Here is a 10522-nt window from a genome sequence, read left to right as displayed (position 1 = left end):
GCACCGGGCTCTACCGACGTGGCGCCGTGCGGGGCAGCCGCAGTCGGGGCCTCCGCAGGCTGTGCCGGGGCCGGCGTGTCCTGGGGTGGGGTGCCGGGGGCGGTCGGCGGGGTGGTTTGTGGGGTTGGGGGCTGGCCTGCGGGAGGCGGAGGTGGCTGTGTGGGTGGGTTTGGGGTTTTGGGGCGGGGGCGGCTCCACCAGTTCGCCTTTGCGGGCTTCCCCTCGTCCATGTTCTCCCCACAACTGGCCCGCGGCGGACGCCGTTTGCATGCTCAACCCCGCGCTCGCCGGTTCCTCGGCGGGCACGGCCCACCGAGGATTCAACCAGGTTCCCCCGCGGAAGCGCAGGGCACCGTCGTGTCAGCGCATCTGCGACGTGCCCTGCAGCGGTCCGGCGCCCGGTGGCGCGGCGCTGGTCCGCACTGGATCGGCGTCTCCCGGCACCGGGCGGTCCTCCGCCGTGTGACGGCCGGGCGGCGCCGGGCGTATCAGCGGGGAGATCGCGGCGGCGCCCGCCAGCATCGGCGCCGTCAGCTGGTGCACGGAGTCCCGGGAGCGCAGCGGGTGCGTGGGTGCCCCGGGCAGGAGGGGTCCCGTGACCTCGGTCGGCGCGACCGGTGCCGTCAGGACGCCGGGCCGCTGGCCCTGCACCGACAGTGGATTGCCGCTGCCCCGGCGGCGCACGGAGTCAGGGGTCACGGCGGTGCCGGAGCCCTGGGAGCGCTGCGGGGTCACATTGCTGCCGGAGCCGCCCGCGCGGGGGTCGCCCGAGTCGGCGGGGACGCCGACCGTGACGCCGCCGAGCGCGATGGCGGCCAGCGACACCGCACCGGCCGCCGCGAACGCGAAGCGGCGACCGCGCCAGGTCGGTCTCTCCGCGTCGTGCCGCATGACGTCATGGATGCGGAAGCCCCGCTGCTCGCTGGGCAGCACCGCGGCGTGGGCGCCCGCCGGCACGTACTCCACGAAGGGGTCGGGGTTCACGCCGAAGATCCCATTCTGCGGCAGTCCGGCGGAATCGGTGGCTCCGGTGGCGAATCCGTCGTCGGCGCCGGGCCCTCCGGACGGCCCGGAACCGCCTCCTGGAAGACCTTGGAGGCGGGCGAGGAAACTCTCGGTGGGCGGCGGCGGGGCCGCCTGCGCGAAGACGCTCTTCAGGCGACGCTGCGCGTCGGCCTCGGTCTTGCACATCGGACAGGTCGCCAGATGCGCGAGGACGCGCTCGCGCGCGTCATGACCCAACTCGCCGTCCACAAGGGCGGCCAGCCGGTCTCCCAGATGCTGCTCGGCCTCGGCTAGGTGCCGTTCGGCAGGATTCGACCGTGATCCACTCACGCGGTCGCGCCCCCTCCTCCCAGCGCCACGGCTCCGGTGACCGCGAGCGAGCGACGCTCGGCGCGGGCCTCGGGAGAGCGGTGCTGGAGGGCCTTGCGCAGCTGCGAGCGGCCCCGGTGGATACGGCTGCGGACCGTGCCGAGCTTGACGCCGAGGGTCGCTGCGATCTCCTCGTACGAAAGGCCCTCGATGTCACAGAGGACCACCGCGGCGCGGAACTCCGGCGCGAGGGTGTCGAGCGCCTGCTGGACGTCCGCGTCGAAGTGCGTGTCGTTGAACACCTGCTGCGGCGACGGCTCGCGGCTCGGCAGCCGCTCCGCGGCGTCGTCCCCGAGCGCGTCGAAGCGGATGCGCTGCTTTCGGCGCACCATGTCCAGGAAGAGGTTGGTGGTGATGCGGTGCAGCCAGCCCTCGAACGTGCCGGGGGTGTAGGTCGAGAGGGACCGGAAGACACGGACGAAGACCTCTTGCGTGAGATCCTCGGCGTCGTGCTGATTGCCGGTCAGGCGGTACGCCAGGCGGTATACGCGGCCGCTGTGCGTGCTGACGATCTCCTCCCAGGTGGGCGGAGTCCACGCCTGCGATTCCGCGTCAGCGGCAAAGGTCGCGGTCTGAGCGGAGTCGTTGGCACGGATGCGGTCAGCGGTCTCGGTCACGGATTTCGGCTCACCCGCCAATCCGAGAAAACGCCGGAGCGCTCCTCCCCGATTCGCAGACGCAGCCGCACCTCCCCTGTCGGCTCTGGTGGTGTCCAGTGGAGCCCCTACCATAACCACCTCGCCCGTTAGCTCCGGATAAGCGTTTTTACGTGAATTTGGTACGGGCTTCTCTGCAGGTGTCCTGCCCCTGCGAGCCGTCCGCTTCCGGTCTTGATCCATCCGTTACCCCCGTCGCGCTCCCACCCCCTATAAACGCCCGGCCTCATCTGCGGGTTCCCGGCCCCAACGGATACAGTCACGGCCAGGCAACCACGGGGACAGGAGAGGGCCATTACCGGCAACCGGCAGACGGGCTGGGCGTTCGCCGACGCCTTTGTCGCCGAGGACGAGGCACTGCGCTGGGCCCGGGACCGGGCCCGGGAGGCGGGCCTGCCCTCGGTGTCGCCCGGCACCGGCGCCGCGCTGCGGATGCTCGCCGCCACGGCTGACGCGAAAGCGGTGGCCGAAATCGGCACGGGCACCGGGGTGTCGGGCATCCACCTGCTGCACGGCATGCGGCCCGACGGCGTGCTGACCACCGTCGATCCCGAGCCGGACCGCCAGCAGTTCGCCCGGCAGGCCTTCCGCGCGGCCGGCTTCGCGGGCAACCGCGCGCGGTTCATTCCGGGCCGCGCCCTCGACGTCCTGCCGCGCCTCGCGGACGGCGGCTACGACCTCGTCTTCTGCGACGGGGACCGCCTGGAGTCGCTCGAATACCTCGCTGAATCGTTGCGCCTGCTCCGGCCCGGCGGGCTCGTCTGCTTCGAGGGCGTCTTCGCGGACGGCAGGACCGTGGACTCCGGGCCGCAGCCCGTCGAGGTGCTGCACCTGCGTGAGCTGCTGCGGGCGGTGCGCGAGAGTTCTGAGCTGGTGCCGTCGTTGCTCCCTGTGGGAGACGGTCTCCTGTGCGCCGTCAAACGGTAGCGCTGCGTCGGCGCTGCGCTGGCTTGGGCGGTTCTTTTTCTGCGGGTGCGTCGTGGCTGGTCGCGCAGTTCCCCGCGCCCCTGAAAAACCCCGGCCGGGCGGGCTTCTTCGGCTGCGGGTTCGTTGTGGCTAGGCGCGCAGTTCCCCGCGCCCCTGAAAAACCCCGGCCGGGCGGGCTTCTTCGGCTGCGGGTTCGTTGTGGCTGGGCGCGCAGTTCCCCGCGCCCCTGAAGAACTCGCCGGCCCCCCGGACAGGTGAAGGCCCCCGGCCCGAGAACAGCACTGCCCGGCATCGTCGTACGATGCCGGGCAGTGGAAAAGTGTGCGCGCTTCCGCGTCAGCCGACGACCTTCTTCAGGGCGTCGCCGAGCGCGTCGGCCTCGTCCGGAGTCAGTTCGACGACAAGTCGTCCGCCGCCTTCGAGCGGAACGCGCATGACGATGCCCCGCCCCTCCTTGGTCACCTCGAGCGGGCCGTCGCCCGTCCGCGGCTTCATGGCCGCCATGCTCGTTCCCCTTCCTGAAACCAGCTCATCGCAGCCGACAACCCAGGTGTCACCGGCATCGAACACATTGCTTCCAGGTCATTATCCCGCATGGCAGGACCCGATGACCAACATCGGTCGGCATCGCTTGGGCAACGCGCGCCCGCAAAACCCCTCATTTCGGCGATGTGGCTGCGATACTTCGCCGTCCCATACGCCCCGTGGGCCCGAAATTCTTTGACGCAGGTCACATGACCGGGCGCATGCCGGAGCCCGATGATCTCCGTCATGCTGAGCTCCTACGTACTGGACCAGCGGAGGGGGCCACCATGGCCGACAGCGTGCTCTACGAGGTGAGCGACGGACTCGCGACGATCACGATCAACCGTCCCGAGGCGATGAACGCCATGAACACCGAGGCCAAGGTCGCCCTCCGGGAGGCCGTGCGGTCGGCCGCCGGCGACGAGGCCGTGCGCGCGGTGCTGCTCACCGCGACGGGCCGGGCCTTCTGCGTGGGCCAGGACCTCAAGGAGCACATCGGCTCCCTCGCGGCGGACCGCGAGGCGGGCACCGGGCAGACCATGAGCACGGTCAAGGAGCACTACAACCCCATCGTGCGGGCGCTGACCAGCATGCCGAAGCCGGTCGTGGCGGGGGTCAACGGCGTCGCCGCGGGCGCGGGCCTCGGCTTCGCGCTCGCCGCCGACTACCGGGTGGTCGCGGACACCGCCAAGTTCAACACCTCGTTCGCGGGTGTCGCCCTGACCGCCGACTCCGGGGTCTCCTGGACGCTGCCGCGCGTGATCGGCCCCGGCCGCGCCGCCGACCTGCTGCTCTTCCCGCGCAACATCTCCGCACAGGAGGCGTACGAGCTGGGCATCGCCAACCGGATCGTGCCCGCCGACGACCTCGCCGACGAGGCCGCGCAGGTGGCCCGCGCCCTGGCCGACGGACCCACCCTGGCCTACGCGGCGCTCAAGGAGTCCCTCGCCTACGCGGCGGGCCACTCCCTGGACGAGGCGCTGGACAAGGAGGACGAGCTGCAGGCGAGGGCGGGCGCGTCGGAGGACCACGCCATCGCCGTGCAGGCCTTCATCGCCAAGGAGAAGCCGAAGTACCTGGGGCGCTGATCCCTTACGCCGCCTCGCGGGCCACGCAGTCCGCGAGGTGGTCGTCGACCAGGCCGCAGGCCTGCATCAGTGCGTACGCCGTGGTGGGGCCGACGAAGCGGATGCCGCGCTTCTTGAGGGCCTTCGACAGGGCTATGGACCCGTCGGTGATCGCGGGCACCTCGGCGATGGTGCGGGGGGCCTCGCGGGTCGCGGGATCCGGTGCGTACGACCAGATCAGGGAGTCCAGTTCGCCCTCGGGCCAGTCGGCGAGCACGCGCGCGTTGGCGAGGGTGGCGTCGATCTTGGCGCGGTTCCGGATGATCCCGGGATCGGCGAGGAGCCGCTCGCGGTCCTCGTCGGTGAACTCCGCGACCGAGGCGATCCTGAAGCCGGCGAAGGCGGCGCGGAAGCCCTCGCGGCGGCGCAGGATCGTGATCCACGAGAGGCCGGACTGGAAGGCCTCCAGGCAGAGCCGCTCGTACAACGCGTCGTCGCCGTGGACCGGGCGGCCCCATTCGTCGTCGTGATACGCCACGTAGTCCGCGGTGGACAGGCCCCAGGGGCAGCGGAGGCCACCGTCCGGGCCCGGGACCGCGCCGCTCTCCGTGCTCACTGGTCGTCGCCCTTCTTCTCCTCGGACCCGCGTGGTTCATACCCCTCGAAGAGGGTGCGGCCCGCGACCGCCGTCGCCTGCGCGCCCGCCAGGGCCGCCTCCAGCTCGGCGATGCGGGCGTCCCGCTCGGCCAGCTCGGCGCCGAGGCGGCCGAGCACCTCGTCCACCTCCGCCATGTGATAGCCGCGCAGCGTCATCGGGAAGCGCACCGCGTCGACGTCGGCGCGGCGCAGGGGGCGGTCCGGGGGCAGCGGGTCGGTGAACCGCTCGGGCTCGGCGTCGGGCAGCGCGCCGCTCTCGCCGCCGCCGATCACGGCGAGGGTCACCGCGCCGACCACCACGACGAGGGCGATGACCAGGAACAAGAACAAGACCATCTCTTCAGGCCCTCACGCTCGACTGCCCGTGCTGAAACTGTCAGGGTCCGATCGTGCCATGCGCCTGTGACAGTTAAGGTCGCAGGCGGCCGAACCGCGACAAGGACCCAGGAGGGCCACAGGGGATGCTCAGGCTTGGCAGGCGCGAGTTCGACGCGCACGAGCCGGTGATCATGGCGATCGTCAACCGGACCCCGGACTCCTTCTACGACCAGGGGGCCACCTTCCGCGACGAACCCGCGCTCGCGCGCGTGGAGCAGGCCGTGGCCGAGGGCGCCGCCATCGTCGACATCGGCGGGGTCAAGGCGGGTCCAGGCGAGGAGGTGACCGCCGAGGAGGAGGCGCGCCGCACGGTCGGCTTCGTCGCCGAGGTCCGCAAGCGGTTCCCGGACGTGGTGATCAGCGTCGACACGTGGCGGCACGACGTCGGGGAGGCCGTCTGCGAGGCGGGCGCCGACCTGCTCAACGACGCCTGGGGCGGCGTCGATCCGAAGCTCGCCGAGGTTGCCGCGCGGTACCGGGTGGGTCTGGTCTGCACGCACGCGGGCGGCGCCGAGCCGCGCACCCGGCCGCACCGCGTCACGTACGACGACGTGATGGCCGACATCCTGCGCGTGACGCTCGGCCTGGCCGAACGCGCGGTGGAGCTGGGCGTCCCGCGCGAGTCCGTGCTGATCGACCCGGGCCACGACTTCGGCAAGAACACCCGCCACAGCCTGGAGGCCACCCGCAGGCTCGGCGAGATGGTGGACACGGGCTGGCCCGTCCTGGTCTCCCTGTCCAACAAGGACTTCGTGGGCGAGACCCTCGACAAGCCGGTCAAGGAACGCGTCCTCGGCACCCTGGCGACAACAGCGGTATCGGCGTGGCTGGGCGCCCAGGTCTACCGCGTGCACGAGGTCGCCGAGACCAAGCAGGTGCTGGACATGGTGGCGACGATCGCGGGGCACCGTGCTCCTGCCGTCGCTCGGCGAGGACTGGCCTGAGCCGCGCCCGCCCCACCCCGGCCGGACGGAGTCCGGCACAGCCGCGCGAAGCCCGGGAGGCGCCCCAGCGCCGAGCGGTGCGAGTGCGGCACGAAGGATTGGTCATGGTGGCGACAATTGCTGGACACCGGCCCCCGGCGGTCGCCCGCCGAGGGTTGGCCTGAGCACTTCCTACTTACCGACTTCCTTCGTCACCAGTGAGATCGCCTCTTCCACGTCGTCCGTGACGTGGAAGAGGAGAAGGTCCGCCTCCGAGGCCTTGCCCTGGGCGATGACCGTGTTCTTCAGCCAGTCGACCAGGCCGCCCCAGTACTGCGTGCCGAAGAGGACGATGGGGAAGCGCGTGACCTTGCGGGTCTGGACGAGGGTGAGCGCTTCGAAGAGCTCGTCCAGCGTGCCGAGGCCGCCGGGCAGGACCACGAAGCCCTGCGCGTACTTCACGAACATCGTCTTGCGGACGAAGAAGTAGCGGAAGTTCACGCCGATGTCGACGTACGGGTTGAGGCCCTGTTCGAAGGGGAGCTCGATGCCGAGGCCGACCGAGGTGCCCTTCGCCTCGACGGCACCCTGGTTGGCGGCCTGCATCGCGCCGGGTCCGCCGCCCGTGATCACGGCGAAGCCGGCCTCCACGAGCGCCTTGCCGATCTCGACCCCGGCCGCGTACTCCGGAGAGCCCTCCCCCGTGCGCGCCGAGCCGAACACGCTGATGGCGGGCGGGAGTTCCGCGAGGGTGCCGAAGCCCTCGATGAACTCGGACTGGATGCGCAGGACTCTCCAGGGGTCCGTGTGCACCCATTCGGAGGGACCGTCGGAGTCGAGGAGACGCTGGTCGGTGGTACCGGCCTGCACCTTGTCCCGCCTGCGCAGCACCGGGCCGAGCCGCTGCTCCTCAGGACGCTTCCTGGCAGCGCGGGCAGCGCGCTCGGCGCTGTTGTCGGGGTGGCTCATCGTCTGCTCCCTCCATGCGTACGTGACTCACAGCGTAGATCTACGCGGGTTACGTACGAGGGACCTCGGGATGTCCGGCACCGGGAGCGGCACAGGAACCTACGACGTCAGCCAGGCCCGCAGCCTCTCCTCCGCCACCGGGATCAGCGACGCCTCGACGCGCTCGTCGATCTTGTGGGCGAGCAGCGGGTTGCCGGGGCTGTAGTTGACCGCGGGCACGCCGAGCGCGCTGAAGCGGGAGACGTCCGTCCAGCCGAACTTGGGGCGTGCCTCGCCGCCGACGGCCGCCATGAAGGCCGCTGCCGCCGGGTGGGTGAGGCCGGGGCGGGCCGCGCCCGTGTGGTCGTCGACGACGAACTCGTCGACGCCGCAGTCCGCGAAGTAGTCGCGGACAAAGGCGAGGGCCTCTTCCTCGGTACGGTCCGGGGCGTAGCGGAAGTTGACGGTGACGGTGCACTCGTCGGGGATGACGTTGGTGGCGACGCCGCCCTCGATGCGGACGGCGTTGAGGCCCTCGTGGAACTGGAGGCCTTCCACCACCGGCTTGCGGGGCTCGTACGCGGCGAGCTTCTGGAGGATCGGGGTGGCCGCGTGGATGGCGTTGGAGCCCATCCACGCGCGCGCGGAGTGCGCCCGCACGCCCTTGGTCCTGAGGAGGACCCGGAGGGTGCCCTGGCAGCCGCCCTCGACCTGGCCGTCGGTCGGCTCCAGGAGGACGGCGAAGTCGCCCGCCAGCCAGTCGGGGTGGGCCTCGGCGACGTGTCCGAGGCCGTTGAGGTGGGCGGCCACTTCTTCGTTGTCGTAGAAGACGAAGGTGAGGTCGCGGTTGGGTTCGGGCACCGTCTGCGCGATGCGCAGCTGGACGGCGACGCCCGACTTCATGTCGCAGGTGCCGCAGCCCCAGAGGACGCCGTTCTCGTCGAGGCGGGAGGGGACGTTGTCCGCGATCGGCACCGTGTCGATGTGCCCGGCGAGGATGACCCGCTCGGCGCGGCCGAGGTTCGTGCGGGCCACCACGTTGTTGCCGTGCCGGTCGACCGTGAGGTGCGGCAGGGCGCGCAGGGCCGTCTCGATGGCGTCGGCGAGCGCCTTCTCCTCGCCGCTCGGGGACGGGAAGTCGACCAGCCGCGCGGTGAGCTCCGCGGCGTCGAGCGTGAGGTCAAGCGGTGTCTGAGGCATGCGAACGACCCTAAGGCAGCGGGCGCGCCGACTTGTCGGTGGACTCCAGTACCTTGGACGCGTGCCTGAGCCCACCGCCCTCGTCCGGCGCGGCCGTCTCCTCCGTATCGGGGCCGCGGCCGCCGTGCTGCTCGCCGTCGTGGGCTATGTGGCGCTCCAGTACGTGTACGGGGGCAAGCGCGAGCCGCGGTGCACGGTCGTGTCGGGGAAGGACGACGGCGCTTCGTACACCTTCACGGCCGAACAGGCGGAGAACGCCGCGACGGTGGTGGCGGCCGGCACCTCGCGCGGGATGCCGGAGCGCGCGGTGACCATCGCCCTCGCCACCGCCCTCCAGGAGTCCGGCCTGCGCAACATCACGCACGGGGACCGGGATTCGCTCGGCCTCTTCCAGCAGCGCCCCTCGCAGGGCTGGGGCGACGAGCGGCAGATCATGGACCCGGCGTATTCGGCGGCCCGGTTCTACGAGCACCTGGCCGACGTTCCCGGCTATTCGCGCCTGCCCCTCACGGTGGCCGCGCAGCGCGTGCAGCGCAGCGGCTATCCGCAGGCCTACGCCAAGCACGAGCCGGACGCCGCGCTGCTCGCCGCCGCGCTCACCGGCCGGGCGCCCGCCGCCTTCGGCTGCGAGGGCCGTCCGGACGCCGGCACCGCCGCCGCGGGCCCGGCGCGGGTGCGGGCCGCCCTGGCCCGCGACTTCGGCCGCGAGGTGCGCCCCGGCGGCGCCCCGGGGCGCACGGTGACGGTGCCGGTGCCCGCCCGCCCTGCCGACGACCGGGTGTCGCGACGCGGCTGGGAGCTGGCGCACTGGGCCGTGGCGCAGTCCTCGGCGCTGCACATCGACCGGGTGTCGTACGACGGCAGGGAATGGCGTGCCGGCGGCTCCGGGGAGTGGCGGAAGGTGCGGGCGGCCGGCGCCGCGGGAGCGGGCAGGGCCGCGGACGAGGTTCGAATCGTCACTGGGCAGTAGTGCGGCGCTTCACTCGTTCGGGGCACGCCGGGCGTGAGGGGGCGAGATCGTGTCCGAGTTTTCCGGCCGTGCTCCGCACATTCCCCGAATCCCTTGTGGAAACGGAGGATGAAGGATTCTGCAGCGAATCGGCCCGTAAGTCGTTTGCCCCCTTTTCTCCGCAGCCGATAATGCGACGCATTGCCAACTCTTTACGTTGGCGCACCGCAACCTTCGCGGGCTTCGAGCGGTAGTCACTGCGTCTGACCGCCGGAAGCCGTCCGGTGCGAAGCCGGAGCCGATCCGGCCGGACAACCCCACGTTCTCTCCCGTCTGAAGGAGCATCATGTCCCTCCCCCTGACCCGCCGGATCGCCCGTGCCGCGCTGCTCAGCGCAGCGGGCGCAGCTTCCGTGGTCGGTGCGGCCGGCTCCGCGAGCGCCGTTGACCTCCCGGCAGGCCCCGACCTGGGCGGAGTGTCCGCCGTGGACGGCGACAGCCTCGGCAACACCGTCGACGACGCGGCTCAGAACGTCGGCAACCTCGCGGGTGACACCGGAAGCAAGGCCGTGAAGAAGTCCGTCCCGGCCGCGACCAAGGCCGTCGGCCGGGCCGGCAAGACGGCGACCCCCGCCGCGCAGCGGGCCGCCGGCGAAGTCGCGGGCAGCACGGGCGAGGTGCTCGGCGAGACCGCGAACTCGGCCACCGAGGGCGGGCTGCCGACCGAGGGCGCGCTGGGTCAGGGCCTGCCCACCGACTCGCTGACCAAGGGCGGCCTGCCGACCGACCAGCTGCCGGTCAAGAGCCTGCCGCTGGGCTGATCGCCGGACAGGCGCGCGGAGGGGCCCGGTGCCAAAGGGGCGGGGGCCGCCCCCATGGAACAAGCGGCGGGCAACACACCCCAGGCCCCCCCCCCCCC

The 10522-nt window shown here is 71.9% G+C and carries 12 protein-coding genes; 5 read left to right on the top strand and 7 right to left on the bottom strand.

Annotated features, from left to right (window positions below; all coding sequences use genetic code 11):
- Nucleotides 1-360: 360 nt before the first annotated feature.
- Entirely contained in the window at nucleotides 361-1242 is an 882-nt protein-coding gene (locus tag AB0H82_RS34475; protein WP_362999496.1) for a zf-HC2 domain-containing protein, read from the bottom strand.
- Between the two features lie 89 nt (nucleotides 1243-1331).
- The gene (gene sigE, locus AB0H82_RS34470) at nucleotides 1332-2105 is read right to left on the bottom strand and encodes an RNA polymerase sigma factor SigE (protein WP_362999469.1); all 774 of its coding nucleotides are present in this window, start codon (nucleotides 2103-2105) and stop codon (nucleotides 1332-1334) included.
- A 153-nt stretch (nucleotides 2106-2258) separates the two neighbouring features.
- Between sigE and AB0H82_RS34465 the strand changes: the two genes are divergently transcribed.
- Complete coding sequence (locus tag AB0H82_RS34465; protein ID WP_362999495.1) at nucleotides 2259-2957, top strand: O-methyltransferase; 699 nt, start codon at nucleotides 2259-2261, stop codon at nucleotides 2955-2957.
- Nucleotides 2958-3293: 336 nt separating this feature from the next.
- On the opposite strand, the gene AB0H82_RS34460 is transcribed toward AB0H82_RS34465, so the two are convergent.
- Entirely contained in the window at nucleotides 3294-3461 is a 168-nt protein-coding gene (locus tag AB0H82_RS34460) for a DUF3117 domain-containing protein (RefSeq protein ID WP_003966491.1), read from the bottom strand.
- 308 nt (nucleotides 3462-3769) lie between these two features.
- Between AB0H82_RS34460 and AB0H82_RS34455 the strand changes: the two genes are divergently transcribed.
- The gene (locus AB0H82_RS34455; RefSeq protein ID WP_362999468.1) at nucleotides 3770-4570 is read left to right on the top strand and encodes an enoyl-CoA hydratase-related protein; all 801 of its coding nucleotides are present in this window, start codon (nucleotides 3770-3772) and stop codon (nucleotides 4568-4570) included.
- 4 nt (nucleotides 4571-4574) lie between these two features.
- Here the strand turns inward: AB0H82_RS34455 and AB0H82_RS34450 are convergent, their stop codons facing one another.
- Both AB0H82_RS34450 and AB0H82_RS34445 read right to left on the bottom strand, forming a co-directional pair.
- On the bottom strand, nucleotides 4575-5165 hold the full coding sequence (locus AB0H82_RS34450) for a DNA-3-methyladenine glycosylase I (protein ID WP_362999467.1): 591 nt from the start codon (nucleotides 5163-5165) through the stop codon (nucleotides 4575-4577).
- On the bottom strand, nucleotides 5162-5542 hold the full coding sequence (locus AB0H82_RS34445) for a DivIVA domain-containing protein (RefSeq protein ID WP_362999466.1): 381 nt from the start codon (nucleotides 5540-5542) through the stop codon (nucleotides 5162-5164). The genes AB0H82_RS34450 and AB0H82_RS34445 overlap by 4 nt, the downstream gene beginning before the upstream one ends.
- Before the next feature lie 125 nt (nucleotides 5543-5667).
- Here AB0H82_RS34445 and folP point away from each other — a divergent pair, with 125 nt between their 5' ends.
- A complete protein-coding gene (folP, locus tag AB0H82_RS34440; RefSeq protein ID WP_362999465.1) occupies nucleotides 5668-6528 on the top strand; it encodes a dihydropteroate synthase in 861 nt (286 codons plus the stop codon).
- A gap of 171 nt (nucleotides 6529-6699) precedes the next feature.
- Here the strand turns inward: folP and AB0H82_RS34435 are convergent, their stop codons facing one another.
- Both AB0H82_RS34435 and dapE read right to left on the bottom strand, forming a co-directional pair.
- On the bottom strand, nucleotides 6700-7476 hold the full coding sequence (locus tag AB0H82_RS34435; protein ID WP_362999464.1) for a TIGR00730 family Rossman fold protein: 777 nt from the start codon (nucleotides 7474-7476) through the stop codon (nucleotides 6700-6702).
- A 99-nt stretch (nucleotides 7477-7575) separates the two neighbouring features.
- The gene (gene dapE / locus AB0H82_RS34430) at nucleotides 7576-8655 is read right to left on the bottom strand and encodes a succinyl-diaminopimelate desuccinylase (RefSeq protein ID WP_362999463.1); all 1080 of its coding nucleotides are present in this window, start codon (nucleotides 8653-8655) and stop codon (nucleotides 7576-7578) included.
- A gap of 61 nt (nucleotides 8656-8716) precedes the next feature.
- Here dapE and AB0H82_RS34425 point away from each other — a divergent pair, with 61 nt between their 5' ends.
- Both AB0H82_RS34425 and AB0H82_RS34420 read left to right on the top strand, forming a co-directional pair.
- Nucleotides 8717-9625, top strand: coding sequence for a heavy metal transporter (locus AB0H82_RS34425; RefSeq protein ID WP_362999462.1), 909 nt, complete (start codon nucleotides 8717-8719; stop codon nucleotides 9623-9625).
- Nucleotides 9626-9950: 325 nt separating this feature from the next.
- Entirely contained in the window at nucleotides 9951-10424 is a 474-nt protein-coding gene (locus AB0H82_RS34420; RefSeq protein WP_362999461.1) for an ATP-binding protein, read from the top strand.
- Nucleotides 10425-10522 lie beyond the last annotated feature (98 nt).

The sequence above is a fragment of the Streptomyces sp. NPDC050732 genome, assembly GCF_040654255.1.
GTDB lineage: Bacteria > Actinomycetota > Actinomycetes > Streptomycetales > Streptomycetaceae > Streptomyces.
This window is presented reverse-complemented; position numbering and strand designations above follow the sequence as displayed.

Bases quoted from the DNA above. Each gene is read 5' to 3' on its own strand.
- AB0H82_RS34420 (WP_362999461.1), top strand. From the start codon at position 9,951: ATGTCCCTCCCCCTGACCCGCCGGATCGCCCGTGCCGCGCTGCTCAGC.
- AB0H82_RS34455 (WP_362999468.1), top strand. From the start codon at position 3,770: ATGGCCGACAGCGTGCTCTACGAGGTGAGCGACGGACTCGCGACGATC.
- AB0H82_RS34460 (WP_003966491.1), bottom strand. From the start codon at position 3,461: ATGGCGGCCATGAAGCCGCGGACGGGCGACGGCCCGCTCGAGGTGACC.
- folP (WP_362999465.1), top strand. From the start codon at position 5,668: ATGCTCAGGCTTGGCAGGCGCGAGTTCGACGCGCACGAGCCGGTGATC.
- sigE (WP_362999469.1), bottom strand. From the start codon at position 2,105: ATGGTAGGGGCTCCACTGGACACCACCAGAGCCGACAGGGGAGGTGCG.
- AB0H82_RS34435 (WP_362999464.1), bottom strand. From the start codon at position 7,476: ATGAGCCACCCCGACAACAGCGCCGAGCGCGCTGCCCGCGCTGCCAGG.
- AB0H82_RS34445 (WP_362999466.1), bottom strand. From the start codon at position 5,542: ATGGTCTTGTTCTTGTTCCTGGTCATCGCCCTCGTCGTGGTGGTCGGC.
- dapE (WP_362999463.1), bottom strand. From the start codon at position 8,655: ATGCCTCAGACACCGCTTGACCTCACGCTCGACGCCGCGGAGCTCACC.